The sequence below is a fragment of the Burkholderia sp. 9775_39 genome, from assembly GCF_015712225.1.
In the GTDB taxonomy this organism is placed as follows: domain Bacteria; phylum Pseudomonadota; class Gammaproteobacteria; order Burkholderiales; family Burkholderiaceae; genus Burkholderia; species Burkholderia cenocepacia.
This window is the reverse complement of record NZ_JACCQC010000001.1, coordinates 46,053-69,174: the sequence shown is the minus strand read 5'-3', so window position 1 is coordinate 69,174 and position 23,122 is coordinate 46,053. Positions and strand designations below refer to the sequence as shown.

Here is a 23,122-nt window from a genome sequence, read left to right as displayed (position 1 = left end):
ACCGCGACCATGATCGGCGAAATCGATATCTTCGGCGTGTTCGTGCCGGCCCCGCTCGTGCTGATGCTGATCGCCTACCTGATCAACATCGTCGTGCGCGCGGTGCTCGAACGCGTCGGCTTCTACCGCCTCGTCTGGCACCGTTCGATCTTCGACCTCGGCATCTACGTATTCGTGCTGGCCGCCGTCGTGATCGTGTCCCACCAACTCGTGGCTACCTAACGTGAAAAAAACCTGGCTCTCGGCAGGGCAAGTCCTGCTCACCCTGATCGTCGTCGTCGTGGCCGGCCTCGTGCTGTGGCGCATCATCAACTACTACATGTTCTCGCCGTGGACGCGCGACGGGCACGTGCGCGCCGACGTGATCCAGGTCGCGCCGGACGTGTCGGGCCTCATCACGTCGGTGCAGGTCGCCGACAACCAGGAGGTCAAGCGCGGCCAGGTGCTGTTCGTGATCGACCAGGCGCGCTACGCGCTCGCGGAGCGGCTCGCCGAAGCGACGCTCGCGCAGCGCCGCGCGACGCTGGCGCAGGCGAAGCGCGAATACGCGCGCAACCTGCAGCTCGGCAACCTGGTCGCGAGCGAACAGGTCGAGGAAAGCCGCACGCGCGTCGAGCAGGGCGAAGCGAGCGTCGCCGATGCGCAGGTGTCGCTCGACACCGCGAAGCTGAACCTGCAGCGCACGACGATCGTCAGTCCCGTGGACGGCTACCTGAACGACCGCGCCCCGCGCGTCGGCGAGTACGTGCCGGCCGGCCGCGCGGTGCTGTCGGTCGTCGATCGCAACTCGTTCCGCGTCGACGGCTACTTCGAGGAAACCAAGCTGCGCGGCATCCATATCGGCCAGCCGGTCGACATCATCGTGATGGGCGAGCCGCATGCGCTGCGCGGCCACGTGCAGAGCATCGTCGCCGCGATCGAGGATCGCGACCGCACGCAGGGCGCGAACCTGCTGCCGAACGTGAATCCGGCGTTCAGCTGGGTGCGGCTCGCGCAGCGCGTGCCGGTGCGCGTCGTGCTCGACGAGGTGCCCGACGACTTCCGGATGATCGCGGGCCGCACCGCGACCGTGTCGATGCGCGGCGCCGACGCGCGCCGCAACGACAACGCGAAGCCGGCGGGCGCCAGCACCGCATCGGCGAGCGCGCCGGTTCCGGCCGCGTCCGGTACGGCCGCGAGCGCCACCGGAGCCTCGCAATGAAGCGGCACGGTCTGCGCGTCGCGGCAACGCTCGCCCCGCTGGCGCTCGCACTCGGTGCGTGCAAGTCGGTCGGCCCCGACTACACGCTGCCGCAGCACGCGTACGTCAATGCGCCGCTCGCGAATCATGCGCTCGACGACGCGAACGGCGCGCTGGTGTCGCGCGACGCGGTGCCCGGCAACTGGTGGCAGCTGTACGACGACCCGGTACTCGACGGGCTCGTGCGCGACGCGTTGAAGTCGAACACCGACCTGCGCGTCGCCGCGGCCAACCTCGCCCGCTCGCGCGCGGCGCTGGTGGTCGCGAACGAACAGGGCGGATTCTCGGGCGGCGCGGAAGCGGCCGTGCAGCGCGCGCAGGAATCGGCCGAGCAATACCTGCTCGAGAACAAGCTGCCGGTCGTCAACGAAGGCACGGTCGGCATCAACGTGTCGTACGAGCTCGACCTGTTCGGCAAGCTGCGGCGCGGCGTCGAAGCCGCGCGCGCGGACAGCGAGGCCGTCAAGGCGGCCGGCGACCTCGCGCGCATCACGGTCGTGGCCGACGTCGTGCGCGCGTACGTCGAAGCGTGCTCGGCCGGCGACGAACTGGCGATCGCGAAGCAGTCGCTCGCGTTGCAGCAGCAGCGCGTGAAACTGTCGCAGCGGCTGCGCGATGCCGGACGCGGCAACCAGACCGACGTGACGCGCGGCGTGACGCAGGTGCGCACGCTCTCCGCCGACATTCCGCGCTTCGAGGGCCGCCGCAAGGTCGCGCAGTACCAGCTCGCGGCGCTGCTCGCGCGCGCGCCGGCCGATCTGCCGAAGGCCGCCGCCGAATGCGAACGCCTGCCGAAGCTGCGTCAGCCGATTCCGATCGGCGACGGCGCCGCGCTGTTGCGCCGCCGCCCCGACGTGCGCGAAGCCGAGCGGCAGCTCGCCGCCGCGACCGCGCGGATCGGCGTGGCGACCGCCGCGCTGTACCCGTCGGTCAGCATCGGCGCGTCGGCCGGCTCGGTCGGCGTCGCCGCCGATCTGTTCTCGTCCACCACGAATCGCTGGTCGTTCGGTCCGCTGATCAGCTGGTCGTTCCCCGTCAACGGCCAGCGCGCGCGCGTGCGCGAGGCCGAAGCCGCGACGGGTGGCGCACTCGCGCACTTCGACGGCGTCGTGCTGAACGCGCTGCGCGAAACGCAGTCGAGCCTCGCGACCTATGCCGCCGACGTGCAGCGTACGGACGCGCTGCGCACCGCGTACGAGTCGGCCCGCAATTCCGCCGCCGAAACCCATCGTCTCTACGCAGCCGGCCGCGAATCGTTCATCGCCGATCTCGATGCGACGCGCACGTTGACGAGCGTGCAGGCGCAGGTCGCGGCGGCCGAAGGCCAGGTCGCGGCCGACCAGGTGCGGCTCTTCCTCGCGCTCGGTGGCGGGTGGGAGAGCGACGGCGCGACGGCTGCCGGCTCCGCCGCCGCGACGCCCGCGAGCGGCCCGTCAGCGCCGTAGCGTCATCGCCGCCGGCACGAAACGCGCGATGACAGCGAGTTTTCGTGATGCGCGTCATGGCATCCGCTGGGCGACGCTCACCCGCGTTGCCGGTACACTGGCCGATGCATTTCCATTCATCTGCTGCCGCAGCCGGGCCGGCCGCGGCATCCACCTCGGAGAATCATCATGCGAACCAGCGCCCGCAACCAATTCGCCGGCCAGATCGGCGCCGTCAAGCCCGGTGCCGTCAACGACGAAATCACGCTGCGCACGCAGGACGGCCTCGAGATCGTCGCCGTGATCACCCACGGCAGCGCGGCGTCGCTGGGCCTCGCGGCCGGCACGAAGGCGTTCGCGCTCGTCAAGGCATCGTCGGTCATCGTGATGGTCGATGTGGACAGCAGCAAGGTGTCGGCGCGCAACTGCGTGACGGGCACCGTCGCGTCGGTCGCGAAGGGCGCGGTCAATTCGGAAGTCGTGATCAAGGCCGCGGGCGGCGCGGAGATCGTCGCGATCGTCACCAACGACAGCGTCGATCGTCTCGGCCTCGCGAGCGGCACCGCTGCGTCCGCGATCTTCAAGGCGTCGAGCGTGATCGTCGGCGTCGAGTGATCGTGTGACGATCGCGATGGTGATACGTCGTGCACCTCGCATGCGTGCGGCCTGGTTCCCGTCCGGAGGCTGACGATGACCGCTTCGGCCGATCGCACGTACGAACAGGCGTTGCAGTCGCTGCAATCTGCGACAGCCAACGCCGACGTGCCCGATGCCCGGTTGTTCGGCACACTCGTTGCGGCACGCGCGGGGCGTAACGAACTGACGCTGCTGGGCTTGTCTCCCGACCGGTTCGCCTGGCTGCTGGCCCGGCAGTTTCCGCATCTGCGATCCGCCGATATCGCCGCACTCGCGCCGACGGTCACGCCGCCAGCGCTGCCGGCCACGCACGCGGCATTCGTCGCGACGCTGCACGCGCGGTTGATGGATGACGCGAATCCCGCGGTCGCTCGCGACGATGCCGACTGCCTCGCCGCGATCATCGCGCATGCGTGTCTGCGCCCCGATCATCTGTGGCGCGACCTCGGGCTCGATGGGCGCGACGCGGTATCCGCGATGCTCGAACGCTTTTTCCCCGCGCTTGCCGCGCGCAACGTCGCGCATCTGCGCTGGAAGAAATTCCTTGCGCAGGAAGTGGCCGCATCGCTCGGTGTGGCGCCCGGGCCCGCCCCCGGATGCCCGGGCTGCGAGGATTTCGGTTTCTGCTTTCCTCGCGCGCGATAATCGGCGCGGCAACGTACGTACCGTCGTCTGTTTCGTCGCGTCGCTAGCGAGAACCTGCCGTTACGCGACTTCGACGCCACATTCCGCTTCCACGAGCCGGCATCGCGCGCAACATCGACCGAATGATCGTCGAACGCGCGATCCGGTTAACGGAGCGCATTCCGCACCCTCAACGCGACCCGGTGACGAGCGGCCTTCGATGTGCGGTCGCCGGCACATGCGTCGACGACCTGTCGACGACCGGCTGTCCGCGTTTCCCATAAACGGTCACCTTGCGACGCGCGACACGCATTGCTCACGACACGATCAATGCCGATGCCGGTGATGAATATCCGGAAAATGCGCATGGCTGTGCGTGATCGGCAAATGCACGTGCGGATGCGTGTGCGGTTCGTCGCCGTCATACGGAAAATCGTGCGAGTGCTGGTGATGGTCGTCGTGCCGATGCCGGTGCGTATGCTCGAGCCGCTCGTGCTCATGCGCGTGCTCGTGCCGTTCGCGCACGTGCAGCCAGATGCCGAGCGCCATCAGCGCAGCTGCGATCCAGAACGTCGCGGGCGGCAGCGCGGGCCAGATCAGCAACGACAACACGACCCCGAACAGCGGCGCGATCGAAAAATACGCGCCGGTGCGCGCGCTGCCGAGATGACGCAGCGCGACGACGAACAGCACGAGGCTGATCCCGTAGCCGCCGAGCCCCGTCAGCATCGCCGCGGCCGTAACCGGTATCGCGGGCAGCGTCGCGCCGGTCGCCAGCGCGATGCCGATGTTCACCGGCCCCGCGATCAGCCCTTTCAGGCACGCAATCACCATCGCGTCGTTCGCGGCCACCTTGCGGGTCAGGTTGTTGTCGATCGCCCAGCACAGGCACGCACCGACGATCAGCCACGCGCCGACCGGCACGCCGGCGCGGTCCGGCGTCCACGACAACAGCGTGCCGCCGGCGACGATCGCCACCATGCCGACGAATATCTGCGTATCGACGTTCTCGCGAAACACGACCCACGCGATCACCGCCGTCAGCACACCTTCGAGATTGAGCAGCAACGCGCTCGTCGCCGCCGGCGTGCTCGACAGCCCGAGCATCAGCAAAGCCGGGCCCGCCACGCCGCCCGCCGCGATCGCACCGGCCAGCCACGGCAGATCGGTACGCCGTAGCGGCGCCACATCCGCGGCCGGTGCGCGACGGCTGTGCCAGCCGCGCAGCAGGATCCCGATGCCGAGCCCGATGCCGCTGCCGAGATAGAACAGGCCCGCAACCATGAACGGCGACATCGCGCCGATCAGCGCCTTGGCAAGCGGTGTCGCGGCGCCGAACAGCGCAGCGGCGGCGAGCGCGACGAAAATCGCGGAATGTCTCGGGTTCATGATCCGGGTTGTATCGACGTGGATGAAGCTGAGCATGACTCGGGGCCGACGCGGGCTTGCCTTACTTTTCGAAAGGCTGCTTGTATCGCGGCGATTGGCTTGCCCCCAGTCCGACGATCCAGCCGTGATTATCGCGCGCCGTTTTGTCGGGATGGGCACACGGGACCGCGCGCGCGTCGATCGACGTTTTTCACGCCATCATTTCGTAAAACGAATTATCTGACTGACGCACCGGATTAATCGGTGATGCGTATTATTTACGTTCCATCAGCACGGTCGAAATATCGTGTGCGCCAGGATCGAACGTTGTCCGTCCGGTCGCGTTGATTGTTCGACGAGAGAGAGGGGAATGTCCCGGCCGGATCGGCGCCGGTGAAGGCAGTCCCGACCTGCCTCTGTCGAGGCAAGTCGGTCTGTCGTGTGATTCATCGCATGCAACCTGCATGCGAGCACGCGCCGTACGGTCGACGGCAGCGCAGTGCGGATTACTCGTTGCCGGCCGCTTGCTGCTCGACCTGCGGCGCGACGTCGGTCTGCACCTTCGTTTCCGCTTCGGCTTCCGCCGGTTGCGGCGCGGCAGCTGCCTCGGCCTGCTGCTCGGCCTTCGGCTGCTGCGGCGCCCCCTTGGCCGACTGCGCCGCGCCCTTGTTCGGGCGGCGAGCCTTCAGGCGGCGCGCACGCGCCGCATCGTCGTGCGTCACGCGCCCGGCTTCGTTGCCCTGCAGGTCGACGCGCACCGCGTCTTCGACGAGGCAGGACCAGTAGCGGTTGCCACGGCACCACGTCGACATCGCTTCGCGCAGTTCGGCTTCGTTGAGGCCGACGGCCTGCGCTTCGCGGGCGAGATCGTCCCAAATGCCGACCTTGAGCGGCACTTTGGGGGCCGGATTCTTCGGGAACGCGCGCGGAAACTTCCGCTGCAGTTTGCCGATTGCGACGATGACCGGATCGACCGGCGCCGACGGCTTTGCCGAGGCAGGCTTCGCCCGATGCTGCGCCTTCGCGCCGGCACCCGGCTTGGCGCCGCGGGACGGCTGGTCGCCGGACTTCGGCTTCACACCGGCGTCCGTCGGCGCTGCCGGCCGCTTCGCGTTGCGCTCCTGCTTGGCCTTCGCTGCGAGCTGCGCCCGCAATTCGGCAAGTTGTTCAAAACCCATAAATTCAATCCACCAGGAATATAAGGTGTGGTTCGTGCGGCCATGCCGCGCGGCACAAAAGCTTCGCCGCCATGCGCGCGGCCGGCCTGCCGCCGGTGCGGAATACTACGGGGCCGCATCGCGCACGCCACTCTGTTTTCAGGCACCCGGCCTCGATGCCGGACAAGGCAGGAGTGGAAGTATACCGGTACGCGGGACGGCCGGTTGACTCACCGGTCTGCATTCGCCCGATTCGGGGCACCGGAAATGCGTCCGCGCGGTCGTGTTGCGCATTATATGGATACGCTTCCGGATGTCACGCCATTCGCGGCCACGGCCGGAAATCGGGGCGGGCCGACCGATACGCGATCTTCCGCGCGACCCACAGTCGAACGGCGGCGTATCGCATCCGCGACGCGTTGTGCGGACCCGCGACGTCGCGCGACACGCGTCCTTGACGCTCGTGTGCACCGGCATCGATACACGACTCGTTGCGTCCGCATCGATCGCGGCGCGGACGAAGATATCGGAAAGTGCGTAGTATGGCCGCATCGACTTCGTTGGCAGCATGTCTCGCCTGCTTTTCCCCACGCGCCCGGTCAGCCGGGCGCGATCCCGTTGCCTGCGAAAAGCCCCGGTTACACGAGATGGAGCGGATGCATGGTTTCCCAAGACGACACCCCACACGACGGCATCACGCGCGAGGAGATTCACCATCGGCAGATCGACATGCGCGGCTATCGGCGCAGCGACGGCCTGTTCGAAGTGACGGCCTGCCTCGCGGACCGCAAGACCAGCGATTTCACACCGCCCGGCGGCGCACGGACGGTCGTGGCGCGGACGCCGCTCCACGATCTCGGCGTGACGCTGGTGTTCGACGTCGACATGGTCGTCCGCGCCGTATCCACGTTCATTCGTTCACATCCGTATGCGCAGTGTCCGGGCGGCGGCGACTCGCTGCAGGCGCTCGTCGGATTGAACATCGGCGCCGGCTGGAACAGCGAGGTTCGCAAGCGCCTGCCGTCCTGCGATACGTGCACACACCTGAAGGAATTGCTCGGCCCGATCGCGACGACGGCCTATCAGACGATGGTCGGCATGCGGCGATCGTCGCTCGATTACCGCGACAGCGAAGGAAAGCCGCTCAAGATCGACAGTTGCTACGCCTACGGCGCGTCGCGCGATCTCGTGAAGCGTCTTTGGCCTGAATATCACCGGCCTTCGACCACGGTAAAAGACAGCTGAAGTGCCGGGACCCGGCGGGTTCGGCGTTTGCGGAATGAGTATTGCGCGAACAGCCGCCAATCCTGTCGATGTTCATTCGGCAGATCGACGCCGCCGAATCCGGCATCAGAAAACGCCCAGCGCAAGTCCCGCGGCAAGGCCCGCACCCAGTTCGGCGCAGCGCGCGAGTGCTTCGCTGTCGATCGTCTTCGTCGCGAGAATACGTTCTGGCGTCTGCGCATGCGTGCAGACGATCAGCCCGGGCGCCACGTTCTTCAGCCGCCATCCGGTCGCGATCCGGTCGATCTGGCGCAACGCGTTCTGTCCGTCGCTTCCCGCGCAAATCATCGCCGCATACGGCCGGCCGTTCACGCGATCGAGCGCCGCGTAGTAGCAGCGATCGAAGAAATCCTTCATCAGGCCGGACATCGCCGCAAGATTCTCCGGCGTCGCGAACAGGTACGCGTCGGCGGCCAGCACGTCCGCTGCACTCGTTGCGTCCGCGCGCTGCAACCTGACGTCGACGCCAGGCTGCTCGCGCGCCGCTGCGGCAGCCGCTGCGGCCATCTGCTGCGTGCCTCCGGTCATCGTGTGATAGACGATCAACAGCGTCTTCATGGGTCGTTGCTCGCGTCCGGCTTCGGATGCGCCGGCGGTATCGTTCAGTCTAGGCCAGATGGCCGATCGACAGGGGTAGGCGCCAGTTGGCGTTCGTGCTTCCAGGGATCGGCCGGTTTGCCCGCTCGTCGACGCCGCGCGCACATCGCAGCGGCTTCGAGCTGTCCGTCGATCTGGATGCTTCCGGTGGCGCGTTCAGTCTTGCTGGCGATGCGGTGCGACGCCGTCGTCCGGTCGCGCGTAGTACGCGAGGAACATGTCGGCAGCCGATTCCGCAACTTTCTGCTGCTCCTGCGCCGTCAACGGCGGCTGGCCCATCGTGATCTGCGGCCAGAACGCGAAGGCCTTCACGGCGCCATGCAGCTGATGCGCGGCGAACACCGGATCGGTGACCGACAGGCGGCCGGCCGCCGCTGCCGCACGCACCCAGACCGTGAGGTCTTCCTCCCGCTCGCTGAGACGCTCGACCATGTCGCGCGCCCGTTCCGGCGAATGGATGGCCGCGCCGATCGCGACACGCGCCAGCGCGAGGAAGGCCTCATCGTTCATCAAGCGCAATTTGCGGTCGAGCAAGGCGAGCAGTTGCTCGCGCAGCGGTACGTCGGCGCGATAGGTCGGCGAGCTGCCGGTCCGGGTCGCCTCCCACAGCTTGTTCAGGATCGCGGCGAACAGCGTCTCCTTGCCCGGGAAGTGGTTGTAGACGGTGCGCTTCGACACGTCCGCGCGCGCAGCGATGCGATCCATGCTCGTCGCATCGTAGCCGGCCGCGAGAAATTCCTCGATTGCCGCATCGACGATGGCCGCGCGCTTTCGGTCGGTCAGACGCTGAGGGGGAGTGCTGGTATCCATCGAGAAATTTTACACCGGGCAGTTTACTTATCCCAAAAATAAACTACACTGTTTAGTGTACTTTATTCTCCGGATGAACCGACATGGCATCGCCTCTCGTTTTGATTCACCGCATTCTGGGTTTCGCGGCCGCCCGACGTGGCCGGACGCTGTCCGGCAGTTCGCCGCAGCACGATGGCGAGCGCTTTGCCAATGTCGCGCCGCGCCCCGCCGAAGGACTGGGCAAGACGCTGGGAATCGCGTGGAACATGCTGGTCAACAAGCCGCGTCATACGGTGCCTGCCGGCACGTTGCCGGTCGATTCGCTGACCCGCGCGGAGCTCGAGGCGGCGCCCGATCGCAGCCTCTACCGGCTCGGCCATTCGACGCTGTTGCTGAAGTTGCGCGGTGAATTCTGGTTGACCGATCCGGTATTTGCCGAGCGCGCGTCGCCGTTTCGGCGTATCGGGCCCAAGCGCTTCCATGCGCCGCCGATTGCGCTGGAAGATCTTCCGCCGCTGCGCGGCGTGATCCTGTCGCACGACCATTACGATCACCTCGATCGCGACACGGTGCTCGCGCTCGCCGCAACCACCGGCGTGTTCGTGACGACGCTGGGCGTCGGCGATCGGCTGATCGAATGGGGGATCGACGCGAACCAGGTCCGCCAGCTCGACTGGTGGCAAAGCGTGGACGTGGCCGGGGTGACGCTGACGGCGACGCCTGCCCAGCACTTCTCCGGGCGCAGCCTGTTCGACGGCAACAGTACGCTGTGGGCGTCGTGGGTGATCGTCGACGACGACCTGCGCCTGTTCTTCAGCGGCGACACCGGCTATTTCGACGGTTTCCGGGAAATCGGCGAGCGCCTCGGACCGTTCGACGTCACGCTGATCGAAACAGGCGCCTATGATACGCAATGGCCTTACGTGCACATGCAGCCGGAAGAAACCGTGCAGGCGCACATCGATTTGCGCGGGCGCTGGCTGATCCCGATCCACAACGGCACGTTCGACCTCGCGATGCATCGCTGGCAGGAGCCGTTCGAGCGCGTCACGGCGCTGGCGCTCGTGCGCGGCATCGAGCTGTCGACGCCGCGGATGGGCGAACGCCTCGATCTCGACACACCGCATCGCGGCGAACGCTGGTGGCGCACGGTCGACGAGCGCGCGACGGCACCGGCGGCGAAATCGCGACGCTGGCAGTTTTGCGCATCTCAGGCAACGAAGTAGTCCGCCAGTCGCGGCACGCACATGCCTTCCGTGAAGACGGCCGTGCCGCGATTCCAGGCGGTGCACGCGTTGCCGGCCTCCCCTGCACGTCGACGGCATGCCTGTCGACCCGATTACCTGAGTGAGAAGTCATGCACCCGGCATCCGCCCGATACATATCCGGCCAACAAGACGACGACATCGCCATCGCGGCATTCGACCAGGCAAGCCACCGTTCGACCGGCCGCAGCCGCGAGAACGAACTGCGACGGACCCTTGCGGAGCGCGTCGCGAGGTGGACCGAAGGTGTCGATCACCTCGACACGGCCATTCCCAACTTGAGCTTTCACCGACGGGAAGCGCCGACGCAGCCGATGGAGTGCATGGTCGAGCCGAGCTTCGGCCTCGTCGTTCAAGGTGCAAAGCGGGTCATGCAGAGTGGGGATGCCTACATCTACGATGCCGATCGCTTTCTGATCACGTCTCTCGACCTGCCCGGTTCGACGCAGATCATTGAGGCCAGCCCCGACAAACCGTTTCTCGGGCTCGGTCTCAAGCTCGATTTTCGCGTCATGGCCGAACTGATGATGCAAGTCGCGCCGGATCACGACGATGCGCCAGCAGGCCGCGGACTCGTCGTCGGCGACATGACCGAACCACTGTACGACGCGCTGAATCGGTTACTCGCGCTGCTGGACGACCCGCACGCCATTGCGGTTCTCGGCCCGTACATCGAGCGGGAAATCTACTACCGGCTGCTGACGAGCGACCAGGGCGGCCGCCTGCGACAGATTGCGTCCACCGGCAGCCAGTGCAACCGTGTGTCGCGCGCGATCCGGTGGCTGCGCGCTCACTATGACGAGTCGTTGCGTGTCGATGACCTTGCGGCGCAGGTTCAGATGAGCAGTTCGACGTTCCATCACCACTTCCGTCAGCTCACCGGCATGAGTCCGCTGCAATACCAGAAATGGATACGGCTCAACGAGGCACGTCGGCTGATGCTGGCCGAGCGGCTCGACGCTGCGTCGGCGGCGTTCAGGGTCGGGTATGCGAGCCCGACGCAGTTCAACCGGGAATATAGCCGGCTGTTTGGTAATTCTCCGCGACGGGATATCGATAGCCTGCGAGGCGGAGCGGACGTCGCGTTGTCGATCGTGGCGAGTTATTGATTGCGGTGCGGCGGCGGAGATGTGTCGGTTTCGACGGGATTCGAAGGGCTGAAATTGGCTTCGCACACGCGACGTCGACGGGCTTGGGTTGAAGCGTTGGACACCGATATGTTTCCAGCTCGGATGAATGCTCGGCGTCTCAGTCGCTGTTGAACGTCAAACCGCAGCCGACGCGTGTCGAGCGGCCGCATCCCACGCTCGGATCTCACATCCGGCTACAGATAATCGCCCTGAACCGACGCTCTCTGAGCGGATCGTAGCCGCGCTCTCTTCTGAAGACTACGTCGTATCGGTCGCGCTGCGATTACCGGCCCACGAATGCCCGGCGTCAACTCCTATCTACTCCGAACCCCACCATTCCATGAATCGCGCGACCGACGTGTGCGTTGTCACGTGACAACTGGCGCTAAATATCGGTGCGCCCCGTACTCGATTGGAGGCTCAAGGGGATTCAATGGTAGCGCACCGATCCTCCCGGCTCATCGGCGGATCCCGCGAAGAATCAGCCGAAACGTATCAAAAACAACAAATCACATATCAATCAAAACAAATCTAGCCGCAGCCGTATCAATCTTCAATGCCCGGGCGTTGAAAACTCATACGCCCCTATTTCCCGAGGGTGCAGCATCCGTTTTGCGTGAAACAGCATGAAGAATATGGCGCAAACCATTGCCCGACAAGGATTTCCGGCGAGTGCTTATTTTCGGGAAATGTTTCACGATCCGACCCGTTTGGGTTGTTACATGCCTCTGACGTATGATTCAGCGCCAGTAGCAGTTCATACCTGCGGCTATCTCCGGCATCAACAGTCCGCCAGCGCAAGCACCGGCTGGCGGCCACGAAGCAACCTACCCTATCGGCCGGCACGCGTGGAAACGCAGGGTCGCGCCCCTATAAATGGGGACATATCATGACAGCCCCATGCAGCCTTTGCGACAGAGCTCGACAGCATTGCGTCAGCCCTTGAGGGTCCGCACGCCGGTAGGAATTTGGCCGCGCAACCGATCGTGCCAAGGCCTTCGCAGCCCCAAGCCGTTTCTTTGCGACAGCAACGGGGCGCTCCTCGCCATAGAGTCGCCATCGCTTGAACTTCCCGGCATCGCGTCCTGTTGTCACGTGACAACTCACCGATGGACACACGGACAAACCACCTCGGCGAAAGCTATCAACTTCGTGCGTTTCCCCGACAATATGCCTCCACGCCGCGAGCGTCGACCAGCAACAACTATTCTTAACTGACCACAAATCCCCTATCCGAGACAGCACCTTGGGATTGTTTGTCACGTGACAACTCATCTTCCCAGGTAGACGTCCGCGATTTAGCGCCCGTGTATCGGTAATCAGAGTGAAGCGATTACCCCGCGCTCCAGGTCGCAATCGAAAACTTTCGCGCGACGTAGCACTCGGAGGAATCGATGTCCGGCGACTTGTCACGTGACAACCGGCTCTTCCTCGTTACCGGGGTCTCAGCGCCCCGGATTTGTATCGAATTTCGTCTCAGACTGAAGCACGACGAGACATCAACTCTCTGAGAAAAGGTTTCGCGATCGTTGCCGAAGACGGCGAACTGGCTCGTGCTTGTCGTTCGATTTTACAAACATGAGCGACTGACTTGTTTTTCTTGGATCAATAAGTACGAGTAACGCCTTAGCCATTCGGCCCACTTGTCACGTAACAACCACAACGATCAACAAAATATCCTCTGCTTCGAACGCTTTTCTGGACATTCCGTTAATAACTGCATATATTACGAAAAACTCCGTGGAGGAATTTAATGGCTTTCAAGATCGCCGTCAGTAATCAAAAAGGTGGGACTGGAAAGACAACCATCTCCGTCAACATCGCGGCTGCCTTCGAAGCCGGCGGTAACAAGGTCGCGTTGATCGATGCCGACCCTCAAGGCACTTCCGTCCGTTGGGTCACGAGCGGCGAGAACACGCTGCCGATGACGGTCCTTTCGCTGGCTCCCGCGGGCCGCGGTATCGGCGGTGAGATCAAGAAGCAGGACGCGAACTTCGACGTGATCGTCGTCGACTGCCCCGGCAACCTGGAAGATCCGCGTATTGCATCCGTCCTCGAAGTGGCCGACTTCTGCCTGGTACCGCTTTCGCCTTCGCCGGCCGACTTGTACAGCACCGTCGCGATGATCCGCATGATCGAGTCGATGCGCGCCGTTCGAAATCCTCAACTTTCTTCCGCATTGATGCTGAATAGCGTCAATGGAAAAACTAAAATGCGTGAAGAAATTTTAAAAATTCTAAGGGCTGAAGAAATAGGGGAGCATCTGCTCGACAGCCAGATCGCGCAACGCGAGGTCTATCGTCAGACGTTCGCGCTCGGCACCACGATCCATCACCACAATCGATACCTGAAGGGCCTGAAGGAAGCCCGCGCGGAAATCGAAAAGCTGGTCACGGAAATGGCCCAATACATCGCGTCGACGCGCGCTACCGGAGCCGCCCATGGCTAAGGACACCTCGAAAGACAAGAAACCGACCGGCAACCTGCATCTCGCGGCCGGCCTGTTGCGCGGACTCGCGCAGGAAAATGCGGCGCTCGAAACGCGGCTGCCCGAGCCGACGGCCGCACCGGCTGCGGTCGTCGAAGCGACGCCCGCCAGTGCTCCGGCCGCCACCACGCCCGCCGGTACGGCCGATCTTGGCGCGCCGCAGAAGGTGCTGGTCAAGGACTGTATCCCGAACCCGTTCAATCCGCGCGTGTTCTACTCGGAATCGAGCCTGCACGAGCTCGCACTGACGTTGAAACGGGAAGGGCAGATCGAGCCGATCAAGGTCACGCGACTCCCCGAGTTTCCCGGCAAGCTCGTCGTGATCGACGGGCAACGCCGGCTGCGTGCGACGAGCATCAACGGCGACGAGACGATCAATGCGACGTTCCGCACGGATCACACGCCCGAGCAGCTCTATACGATCGCGTATCGCGCGAACCACGACCACGAACGCCAGACGATCTTCGACGATGCGGTTGCGTGGAAACGTCTCCTCGACGAGAAGGTCTTTTCCGACCAGAACACGCTGGCGGAAAAAATCGGCAAGGACAAGGCCTCGATCAGCAAGACGCTGTCGCTCAACGCGCTGCCGAACACGCTGCTGGAGCGGATGGCCAGTGCGAACGACGTCGTCGGTCTGCAGGCGGCGTACTTCCTCAAACTGATCTATGAACGCCTGGGCGAGCCGACGGCCGACCGGCTGCTGACGGCCGTGATCGACCGGAAAAAATCCGTCCGCGATCTCGAGAATTTCCTGCGTGCGCAGAGCGACGGCACCAAGAAGGCCGGACGCACGCGCTACAGCGTTCGTCACGACTTCGCGCTCGAATCGCGCGCGATCGGCCAGTTGAAGACGTATCCGGACGGGCGTCTGGATCTGCAACTCAAGGGCGTCGACGCATCCCACCAGGAAGCGCTTGCGGACAAGCTCAAGACCGTCATCGACGCGTACGTGGCGGATCTGGCGACGGCCACGTCAAAGTAACGCGCCACCGACGAAAGGCCTCGTCTTCGCACTGCGCCGCCAACCCGGACCGCAACACGGTTCGGCGCACGGCGCGCACGACGGCGAGGCCGCGTTCAGTTGCCTGCGAGGCTGCTTTTCAGCAGGAATTCCAGCAGGTCGTCCGAGGTCGGCTCGCCCCAGGTATCGAGCGCCAGCCATCGGAAGAAGCTCGTCTGCGCCAGCTTGCTCGCCTTCTTCTTCGGCGACAGCGTCAGGTCCTTCGACCCCGCCACCGTCTCGTTGTAGCGCTCGATCAGCTTGGTCTGGTCGTCGATCTCCAGCTCGCGGAAATACGCGCCGGCTTCCTCGACCTTCGCCGCCAGATACTTGTCGCGGATCTGCTCCTGCTTGCTCTGCGCGGATTCCTTCGCCGGTGCGGCCGTTTCGGTGCCCTGACCGTCGGCCAGCGTGTAGCCGTGCGTCAGCGCCTTGCGGAAATACGCGGCGACGTTGTCGACCGGCGTCGCATTCTTCTTCGTAGTCCGATTGAGCGTATAGGCAATCGCCGCCTTGATGCGCTGCACGCCGTATTGCGTGATCAACCGGCGCGCTTCCGAGCGCGGAATGCCGAACTTCGCGACTTCCTCGACCAGCGCTTCGTTCTTGACGTCGCCGTCCTCGACCGTATCGGTGCTCTGCTTGCGCGTCACCTTGAACTGCACGGCTTCCACGCTGCGGCCGGATTTGTGTTCGATCAGCTCGAGCGTGTGGTCCGATACTTCGTTCACCTCCTGGATGCACGGCACCAGCACCTTGCTCTTGAACAGCTTGTATTCCTTGTACGACTGCGACGCCTTGTCCTGGCCGAGGATGAGGTCACGGAATTTCGGCAACGGAATCTTCGCGGTGATGCCGATTCCTTCGTAGCGCACCGTGTTTTCCCACAACGCGAGCGAATGCGATCGCCGGAACTCGCGAGCGATCCGCATATCGATCAGCGCGTAGATTTCGGGATTGAGCAGTTCGCTGCGAATCTGGTCGGAGAAGCTGTACTTCAGCACCGATTGTTCGAGCTCCGCGCCGGCGAGCAGGCCCGACGCCTTCCAGACCGTCGAACGGTCCGCGGCCAGGTAGTCCCAGTTGACGACGGTACTGATCAACGAGTTGACCGTGTCCTTCACGTACTTCGTGTTGTTGCTGTTCAACCCGCTCTCGTGCGACAGCGACGCGATCGAGATCGAGAAGCTCGTCCGGCCGGGTTCGAACGCCTCCTGCCGAAGCGCGTTCTTGATCAGCGAGCTGAACATCTTGCGCTGCTGCAGACCGATCTTTCCGGACTTCGGTGCGATATGAATCGCCTGGACCGCCTTGCGCAACAGGTCGGGAGGCTCGGGTGTCTGAAACAGCGAAACCTGTTTGTCTGAGCCTTTGCTTGCGGGCTTGCGCGGCATCGTGGTGTCCGGGTAAGGTTGCCTTATTGAGAGCGGACTTTATACCTTTTCGCGCGGCGGAGCAACGTCCGTGCTCCAGCATCACTTTCACTATCTGAGCTAACCATCAGATATGAAAGGAAAAATTCTGGTTCATCGATTTGCGCGAGGCCCCATATCCGTCTACCTTTTGCCAAAAAGGCCTCCCAAAAGCCGCTACCTTTCCTGGGCGACCACGCAAACCCGGCACAAGATTTGCCACCACGAAGGTACCCATCCATGGGGGCAAACGCGCGGAATCGGGATGGTCGGGAGGATTCGTGGTGCCTTGCAGCACAACCGCCGTTTTCTCCCATAACTTGCTACCTTCGTCGATTCCCATAGGAGGGTACCTGTCAGCACCGTCAAACGTATTGCTTGCCGTCCCGAGCGTAGAAATCGCTCCCATAAACGGCAACCATTCGCTTTCCCCATAAAAGGTAACCTGTCGATGACACCGGTCCTGTCTATGGGAAAGCGCTACGGGGTGCGCGAGGGAAAGGACAACGAATCGATTCAGTCCGGCTCCCATAACCGGCTACCTTCTTGATTCCCCATAACCGGCTACCCAAAGAAAATCACTGTGCACGCAACGAACTTCCGATCGAGAAAAGTCGCCCATAAAAGGCTACCTTCATGCGTTCCCATAGACGACTACCTAACGCAATTTCCGGCCGATTTCCCATAACCGGATACGCTCGCCCCATATCCACAACCCTGATTCCCCACAGCGTGGTACCCCAAACCCCAAATCCACAGACCTGAAACCCCAAGCCCTTCCACCTGTGCTCCCATAAATGGGTACCGAACACCGCTCAAAGCCTTGCCAGATAAGGCTGTGAGCCGTCTAAAAGTAGTTAAAGAAGTAAACGTGGTTTACCAAAGATGTAAACACACGTGTGCTTGCACAGAAAGACGAACCCCATAAACCGCTACCAATGGGAGTCATCTGTGGGAGACGAAGCCCCGGATCTCTCGATTCAGGCCGACTCCGCCCTGTCTGCCCACACTGGTTTCTGATGGCTCCAAGCCTGACAAGGCATCCCGAAGAGGTGAGTGCCCACTCACAAACACCGAAACGTAGAAACTTATGGGAGGAAATCCCCGGATTCGGCGTAGAGGTTCCCGTTTATGGGACGCAGAAACGTGGCTCGCGGCCCCTGCGATGCCTGTGATTGACCAGCGGAACGGATCCCGTCGGTTTCCTCCACAGCAGTTCGAAATCATCCCGGGCTGCCGGCGAGTGGTTTTTTGTACTCGCGCTGCCTCGTCTGTGGACAAGTTTTTGCCGATCGCCGGTGACGCTGCTCGCCAAATTTAGCCTGTGGACTGTGCAAGCAGGTATCCGCGCCGGGCTGTTTTCCATCCTCATGTCCCGTCCGTTTTTCTACCTTTGTAGCCACGATCGGGAGTCGTCATGCTGTGCCCGTCACCGGCAACGAGAAATTCGTACAACGGCCCGAAAGCAACCTCATGCCGAAAGGCCACCGCACAGAGGGCCGGACCGCCGCGCCGATCTTGACGGCATTCAGGCATTCATCGACATCGCTGCGAGGCAACGTGAAGATGTCGCCGGATCCGACGCTCACCGCACCCGATTCTGCCGATGCTCCCGAACATCCTCACCTTTTCAAAAACGCTGGATCCCGTAAAAGCTCACCGATCAGGTGGAGCACAGGTATAAGCAAGCTGTGCAGGTAGCAGCTTCGTTCAGATAGGGAACCGTCGATGGGAGCAAACAACAACGGGTGGCGTCCATGTGTGATGCCTGGTGCGTCGGCAAGTATCGTCACGGGGACGAGCATGTGTTCACGGTGATGTGCGCATCCATCAGACGAGCGTTGCCCCTCATGCCGGGTTCATGCCGGGTTCAGCACATCCGTGAGACCGACCAGGCCGGCGTTTTCACCGCTCGCACGGCACTCACCTTTTTCGTCAGACCTGCCGGTCGTCCACGGGTAACCTTCGGCATCACAGTGTCGCGAAACCTGCCGAATCAATGACCGAACACCGCAACGGCGCAACGTAACCGTCTCGATCGCCGAAGAACCGAATCGTGGTCGTTTATGGGAGGAACCGTCGCTCGAGCTACATCGAACGACGACGTAACGCACGGACCGACTGTTGCTGCGGTGATCGTGCGAGCGCGACGATCATCGCGTCGCGCATGAGCGTATCGATATCACCACCCATGAAACAGCCATCGACGCCTCGCGTCGTGTCCGGTACGACTGCGCCCGTCATCGAACGCAGGAGCCACGTCGTCTCCCATACGTGTATCCCCAATGCCGTCGCACGATGGCGCCACATTTTTTGCGACACGGTTATGATGCACAGGTCCTGATCGCGACATGACGACCGGTCAGGGCAGGGGCGGTATCTCGATGGTTTTTCAAACCGTGATGGTCATCAAAAAAGAGAGTTCAGCGATGCGAATCCAGATCAGAAAACTCACGCTGGCTGCTACGGCAGCCGCTTTCCTGTTCGGCTCGGCCGTTCCGGCGTTCGCGCAGACCGACGCCGCCAGCGCACCGGCTGCGGCGGCTGCACAGGACGCAAAGGCCGCGAAGAGCGAAGCGCGCAAGGCGGCCCGGGCCAAACGCAAAGCCGAACGCAAGGCCGCGCGTGCGAAGAACACCGCCGAGCTGAAGAAACTCGAAGACGCCGGTTACAAGCCGGCGGCCAATGATCCGAACTATCCGCAGAACCTGCAGAACGCGGAGAAGAAGGCCGGCGCCGCAGCAAGCCAGTAAGCGTGGTCCGGCGGCAAGCCACGGTTCGATCCGCGGCTTGCCGTGTGCATTGCGATCAAGCGATGCGAACAGGCAAACACGTTCCGGACATTCACCTCATTTGATTCGGAATCCTTCATTATTTGAAGGCGCGCGGCTGGCATGCCGAAGCGTCAATCCCGCCCGCCCGATGCAGTCGCGCTTCCCGTCACCTTCAACCAGTCCTTGAACGCACGTACGGCGTCGTCGTCCGCCCGCGCGGATGCCACATACGTGAAATAGCGCCACGGCGGCAGCGCCGGTTCGCTGAACGGCTGCACGAGCCGGCCTTCGGCGATGTCGTCGGCGACGAGCGCGATCGGCCCCATCGCGACGCCGAGCCCGTCGAGCGCGCCTTGCAGCGTCAGGTAGAAATGCTCGAGCGTGAGCGAGTGTCGCGGGACGAGATTCGGATGCCCGGCCGCCGCGAGCCATTCCGGCCACATGCCCGGATAGGTCGCCGCGTGCAGCAACGTGAAGCTGGCGAGATCGGCAGGCGTATCCAGCGACCGGCCCTCCAGCAACTTCGGCGCACACACCGGCAGCCGGACTTCGGACAGGAATTCCTCCGCGACGTACCCGTCGATGGCCTGCGGGCCGCCGCGCACGATCAGGTCGACCTTGTCGCGCAGCTTTTCGATCGGCTCGTTCGACGTCGACAGCCGCACCTCGATGGCCGGATGCGCGACCTGGAACGACGACAGCTTCGGGACGAGCCAGCGCAGCGAGAACGTCGCGGGCGCGCTGACGCGCAACACGCGCTGCTGCGCGTGGCCGAAGTGCTGCGCGGTGGCGAGCGCGATCCGGTCGAACGAGGCGCCGACCTCGGCGAGGTACGCGCGCCCGGCCGCGGTCAGTTCCACGCGCCGGTTGTGGCGTTCGAACAGCGACCGCCCGAGCCACGCTTCCAGTTGCTGCACGTGCCGGCTGATCGCGCCGTGCGTCACGCACAGCTCGTCGGCGGCCAGCGTGAAGCTGCCGAGGCGCGCGGCGGCTTCAAACGCGCGCAGCGAATTCAACGGAGGGAGACGTCGGGCCATGGCATCGTTTCGTGTGAGATTTCATCACACGATGGTTCAGGTTTAATCGTTTGATCGGGTGATCCGGCTCCGTCAATATGGCATACAAACGGCCCATGCGGCCGAACGAGTGTCTGAATTTCTCACATGGAGTACGGAGCATGCCGAACGTGGTGGTCGTGGGCGCCCAATGGGGTGACGAAGGCAAGGGGCGCGTCGTGGACTGGCTGGCGGCACAGGCCGATCTCATCGCACGCTACAACGGCGGGCACAACGCGGGCCACACGCTGGTCGTCGGCGGCAACACGTACAAGCTCGCGCTGCTGCCGAGCGGCATCGTGCGCGGCAAGCGCGGCGTGATCGGCAACGGCGTGGCGCTCGACCCCGAAGCGCTGCTCGCGGAAATCGGGCGGATGGCCGAGCTCGGGTTGTCGGTGACGCCGGACAACCTGTCGATCGCCGAGAACGCGACGCTGGTACTGCCGATTCACCGCGCGATCGACGAGGCGCAGGAGCGGTTGCGCCGCGAGCCCATCGGCACCACGCTGCGCGGCATCGGGCCGGCCTACGAGGACAAGGTCGGGCGTCGCGGGCTGCGTGTCGGCGATCTCGCGGAACCGGGCGGGCTCGCGGCCAAGCTCGACGTGCTCGTCGACCATCACAATGCATGGTTCCGCGGCCTGGGGCTCGACGCGTACGATCGCGACGCGATGCTGGCGACGCTGGTTGCGCTCGCACCGAAGATCCTGCCGTTCGTGCGTCCGGTCTGGGCCGACCTCAACGACGCGACCGATCGCGGCGAGCGCATTCTGTTCGAAGGCTCGCAGGCCGTGATGCTGGACATCGACTGGGGCACGTACCCGTTCGTGACGTCGTCGGGCACCGTGGCATCGGCCGCGGCGGCCGGCACCGGGCTCGGTGCGGCGAAGCTCGGCCACGTGCTGGGTGTCACGAAGGCGTATGCGACGCGGGTCGGCGGTGGCCCGTTCCTCACCGAATTGACCGACGCCACCGGCGAAACGCTGCGCGCGCGTGGACAGGAATTCGGCGTCAACACCGGCCGGCCGCGGCGCTGTGGATGGCTCGATGCCGCGCAACTGCGCCAGGCCGTCAGGATCTCGGGCATCGATTCGCTCGCGCTCACCAAGCTCGACGTGCTCGACGGCTTCGAGTCGATCGAGCTGTGCGTCGGATACGAATTCGACGGCGCGCGCGTCGACCATTTGCCCGCGAGCCTCGATGCGCAGTCGCGCGCGAGGCCGGTCTATGAACGATTCGACGGCTGGCAAGGCTCCGTGAAGGGCGTACGCGAGCGTGCGGCGCTGCCGCGCGCGGCGCGAGATTTCATCGCGCGCATCGAAACCGTGGCGGGCGCGCCGGTTTCGATGATCACGACCGGCGCGGAGCGCGACGACACGATCGTGTTGCGCAATCCGTTCGATGCAGCGGGCGCCGCGTAACGCGCGAGGCGCGAAGGGCGTCGATCGACGGGCCGGCGGCATGCCGGTCGGCGGGTAGTTTTTGCCGGCCGACGCTGTCGGCCTGTCGGTACGTTCGATACGTATGTGCGCCCGGCCCGGATCCCGCGCGGCGGGCCGCTCGGCAGCACGATTCGGCATCCGGATCACGCCGCGTACGGCGAACTGGACACGTCTGCAACGCTGCTGTACTGTTCCGCACAATTCGCGCCAGACCGGCGTGTGCCGGCGCCGCCGGCACCCTGTCGGCACGGCGGCGCGACGTGACAATCCCGGGGACAGGTCGATGGATACGTTACAGATGATGCGCATTTTCGTCCGGGTCGCGGAGGAGGGCAGCTTCACGAGCGCGGCCCAACGTCTGGACATCACGACGGCCTACGCATCGCGCTCGGTCGCGCAACTCGAAACGCATCTGCGCACGCGCCTGCTCAACCGCAGCACGCGCCGCATCGCGCTGACCGACGCCGGGCAGCGCTATCTCGACCGCTGCCAGCGCATCCTCGGCTATATCGACGAAGCGGAAGCCGAGGCGGCCGATGCACAGGCGAAGCCGTCCGGGCGGCTGCACGTGCACGCGACGACGAGTTTCGGCCAGTCCTACGTGGTGCCCGCGGTCGTGCGCTACCGCGAACGCTATCCGTCGGTCGCGGTCGAGCTGACGCTGTCGCAGCACGTGCCCGACATCATCGACGAAGGCTACGACGTATCGCTCCAATTGAGCACGACGGAGCTGCCCGATTCCGGGCTGGTATCGCAGCGGCTCGGCGACGTGGGCAGCGTGCTGTGCGCGTCGCCTGCGTATCTGAAGGCGCGCGGCACGCCGCGCACGGTGAGCGACCTCGCCGGGCACGCGTGCCTGCAGATCGTCACGCCGCTCTTTCCGCGCGACCGCTGGCATCTCGACGGTCCGAACGGTCGAGAAACGTTCGAGCTGCCGCTGCCGGATTTCCAGGTCAACATCGCCGATGCGCTCGGCGCCGCGCTGCGCGCGGGGCTCGGGATCGGCTCGCTGCCGATGTCGGCTGCGCTGCCCGCGCTCGCGAGCGGTGCGCTGGTGCGCGTGCTGCCCGATTACCGGTTGCAGAAGCTGACGGTCTATACGTTGTATGCGTCGCGTCAGTATCTCGATGCGAAGATCCGCACGTTCGTCGATTTCCTGCGGGAATGCGTGCCGGAGATGCTGGCCGCCGACGAGGCCGCGTTGAACGCCTGTTGCGCCGCCCGTCATTCCTGAGCTGGTTCACGCATGGTCGGTACGTGAGTACCGCGCACCGTCTCTCTGTTCGATGAAAATAATTGGTAGTCCTGTATTAAAGGCGGGTGACGAACGCACGTGCGCGGACCGTTCCTGACAACGATGCCCGTGCCATCGGCATTGCCCTTATGAAAACGCTTGCTTTCGATATCGAACATCGTTGGTTCGGCGCGCAG

At 64.2% G+C, this 23,122-nt stretch carries 21 protein-coding genes; 13 read left to right on the top strand and 8 right to left on the bottom strand.

Going from position 1 to position 23,122, the window contains the following annotated elements; genetic code table 11:
- The first annotated feature begins 9 nt into the window (after positions 1 to 9).
- The 5 genes from H0X90_RS00235 to H0X90_RS00215 all read left to right on the top strand — a co-directional run bounded on the left by H0X90_RS00235 (position 10) and on the right by H0X90_RS00215 (position 3,945).
- Entirely contained in the window at positions 10 to 222 is a 213-nt protein-coding gene (locus H0X90_RS00235; RefSeq protein WP_006481008.1) for a DUF1656 domain-containing protein, read from the top strand.
- 1 nt (position 223) lies between these two features.
- Positions 224 to 1,201 carry an HlyD family secretion protein gene (locus H0X90_RS00230; protein WP_059721492.1) on the top strand — a complete coding sequence of 326 codons (978 nt, stop codon included), beginning with the start codon at positions 224 to 226 and terminating at the stop codon, positions 1,199 to 1,201.
- On the top strand, positions 1,198 to 2,685 hold the full coding sequence (locus tag H0X90_RS00225) for an efflux transporter outer membrane subunit (protein ID WP_006497848.1): 1,488 nt from the start codon (positions 1,198 to 1,200) through the stop codon (positions 2,683 to 2,685). Before H0X90_RS00230 ends, H0X90_RS00225 begins: the two co-directional genes overlap by 4 nt.
- A gap of 168 nt (positions 2,686 to 2,853) precedes the next feature.
- The gene (locus H0X90_RS00220; RefSeq protein ID WP_006489093.1) at positions 2,854 to 3,279 is read left to right on the top strand and encodes a molybdopterin-binding protein; all 426 of its coding nucleotides are present in this window, start codon (positions 2,854 to 2,856) and stop codon (positions 3,277 to 3,279) included.
- A gap of 75 nt (positions 3,280 to 3,354) precedes the next feature.
- On the top strand, positions 3,355 to 3,945 hold the full coding sequence (locus tag H0X90_RS00215) for a nitrogen fixation protein NifQ (RefSeq protein WP_034203800.1): 591 nt from the start codon (positions 3,355 to 3,357) through the stop codon (positions 3,943 to 3,945).
- A gap of 306 nt (positions 3,946 to 4,251) precedes the next feature.
- Here H0X90_RS00215 and H0X90_RS00210 read toward each other — a convergent pair whose 3' ends face one another.
- Together H0X90_RS00210 and H0X90_RS00205 are read right to left on the bottom strand one after the other, a co-directional pair.
- Entirely contained in the window at positions 4,252 to 5,313 is a 1,062-nt protein-coding gene (locus H0X90_RS00210; RefSeq protein ID WP_034204061.1) for a DMT family transporter, read from the bottom strand.
- Positions 5,314 to 5,798: 485 nt separating this feature from the next.
- Entirely contained in the window at positions 5,799 to 6,470 is a 672-nt protein-coding gene (locus H0X90_RS00205) for a ProQ/FinO family protein (RefSeq protein WP_006497845.1), read from the bottom strand.
- 639 nt (positions 6,471 to 7,109) lie between these two features.
- Between H0X90_RS00205 and H0X90_RS00200 the strand changes: the two genes are divergently transcribed.
- Complete coding sequence (locus tag H0X90_RS00200) at positions 7,110 to 7,694, top strand: DUF2889 domain-containing protein (RefSeq protein WP_006497843.1); 585 nt, start codon at positions 7,110 to 7,112, stop codon at positions 7,692 to 7,694.
- Positions 7,695 to 7,799: 105 nt separating this feature from the next.
- Here the strand turns inward: H0X90_RS00200 and H0X90_RS00195 are convergent, their stop codons facing one another.
- Positions 7,800 to 8,291, bottom strand: coding sequence for a flavodoxin family protein (locus H0X90_RS00195; RefSeq protein ID WP_006489078.1), 492 nt, complete (start codon positions 8,289 to 8,291; stop codon positions 7,800 to 7,802).
- 195 nt (positions 8,292 to 8,486) lie between these two features.
- Positions 8,487 to 9,140, bottom strand: coding sequence for a TetR/AcrR family transcriptional regulator (locus tag H0X90_RS00190; protein WP_006489088.1), 654 nt, complete (start codon positions 9,138 to 9,140; stop codon positions 8,487 to 8,489).
- An 83-nt stretch (positions 9,141 to 9,223) separates the two neighbouring features.
- On the opposite strand from H0X90_RS00190, the gene H0X90_RS00185 reads away from it, so the two are divergent.
- From H0X90_RS00185 to H0X90_RS00170, 4 genes are all read left to right on the top strand, one after another.
- Complete coding sequence (locus tag H0X90_RS00185; RefSeq protein ID WP_077190503.1) at positions 9,224 to 10,348, top strand: MBL fold metallo-hydrolase; 1,125 nt, start codon at positions 9,224 to 9,226, stop codon at positions 10,346 to 10,348.
- A gap of 131 nt (positions 10,349 to 10,479) precedes the next feature.
- Complete coding sequence (locus tag H0X90_RS00180; RefSeq protein WP_006491931.1) at positions 10,480 to 11,496, top strand: AraC family transcriptional regulator; 1,017 nt, start codon at positions 10,480 to 10,482, stop codon at positions 11,494 to 11,496.
- A gap of 1,774 nt (positions 11,497 to 13,270) precedes the next feature.
- Positions 13,271 to 13,966, top strand: coding sequence for a ParA family protein (locus tag H0X90_RS00175; RefSeq protein ID WP_006497839.1), 696 nt, complete (start codon positions 13,271 to 13,273; stop codon positions 13,964 to 13,966).
- Positions 13,959 to 14,990 (top strand): ParB/RepB/Spo0J family partition protein, encoded by a 1,032-nt coding sequence (locus H0X90_RS00170; RefSeq protein WP_060213374.1) that lies wholly within the window; start codon positions 13,959 to 13,961, stop codon positions 14,988 to 14,990. The genes H0X90_RS00175 and H0X90_RS00170 overlap by 8 nt, the downstream gene beginning before the upstream one ends.
- 95 nt (positions 14,991 to 15,085) lie before the next feature.
- Here the strand turns inward: H0X90_RS00170 and H0X90_RS00165 are convergent, their stop codons facing one another.
- Both H0X90_RS00165 and H0X90_RS00160 read right to left on the bottom strand, forming a co-directional pair.
- Positions 15,086 to 16,402, bottom strand: a complete 1,317-nt coding sequence (locus H0X90_RS00165) for a replication initiation protein (protein WP_006489076.1) — start codon at positions 16,400 to 16,402, stop codon at positions 15,086 to 15,088.
- A 106-nt stretch (positions 16,403 to 16,508) separates the two neighbouring features.
- On the bottom strand, positions 16,509 to 16,763 hold the full coding sequence (locus H0X90_RS00160) for a hypothetical protein (protein ID WP_124550877.1): 255 nt from the start codon (positions 16,761 to 16,763) through the stop codon (positions 16,509 to 16,511).
- A 2,041-nt stretch (positions 16,764 to 18,804) separates the two neighbouring features.
- On the opposite strand from H0X90_RS00160, the gene H0X90_RS00155 reads away from it, so the two are divergent.
- Complete coding sequence (locus H0X90_RS00155; RefSeq protein WP_006489073.1) at positions 18,805 to 19,173, top strand: hypothetical protein; 369 nt, start codon at positions 18,805 to 18,807, stop codon at positions 19,171 to 19,173.
- Between the two features lie 152 nt (positions 19,174 to 19,325).
- Here the strand turns inward: H0X90_RS00155 and gcvA are convergent, their stop codons facing one another.
- Complete coding sequence (gcvA, locus tag H0X90_RS00150) at positions 19,326 to 20,231, bottom strand: transcriptional regulator GcvA (RefSeq protein ID WP_062885900.1); 906 nt, start codon at positions 20,229 to 20,231, stop codon at positions 19,326 to 19,328.
- 140 nt (positions 20,232 to 20,371) lie between these two features.
- Here gcvA and H0X90_RS00145 point away from each other — a divergent pair, with 140 nt between their 5' ends.
- Positions 20,372 to 21,670 carry an adenylosuccinate synthase gene (locus H0X90_RS00145; protein WP_077190501.1) on the top strand — a complete coding sequence of 433 codons (1,299 nt, stop codon included), beginning with the start codon at positions 20,372 to 20,374 and terminating at the stop codon, positions 21,668 to 21,670.
- Positions 21,671 to 21,974: 304 nt separating this feature from the next.
- A complete protein-coding gene (locus H0X90_RS00140; protein ID WP_012493826.1) occupies positions 21,975 to 22,925 on the top strand; it encodes a LysR family transcriptional regulator in 951 nt (316 codons plus the stop codon).
- Here H0X90_RS00140 and H0X90_RS00135 read toward each other — a convergent pair.
- Positions 22,916 to 23,104, bottom strand: coding sequence for a hypothetical protein (locus H0X90_RS00135; RefSeq protein WP_155123393.1), 189 nt, complete (start codon positions 23,102 to 23,104; stop codon positions 22,916 to 22,918). The genes H0X90_RS00140 and H0X90_RS00135 overlap by 10 nt on opposite strands.
- Positions 23,105 to 23,122 lie beyond the last annotated feature (18 nt).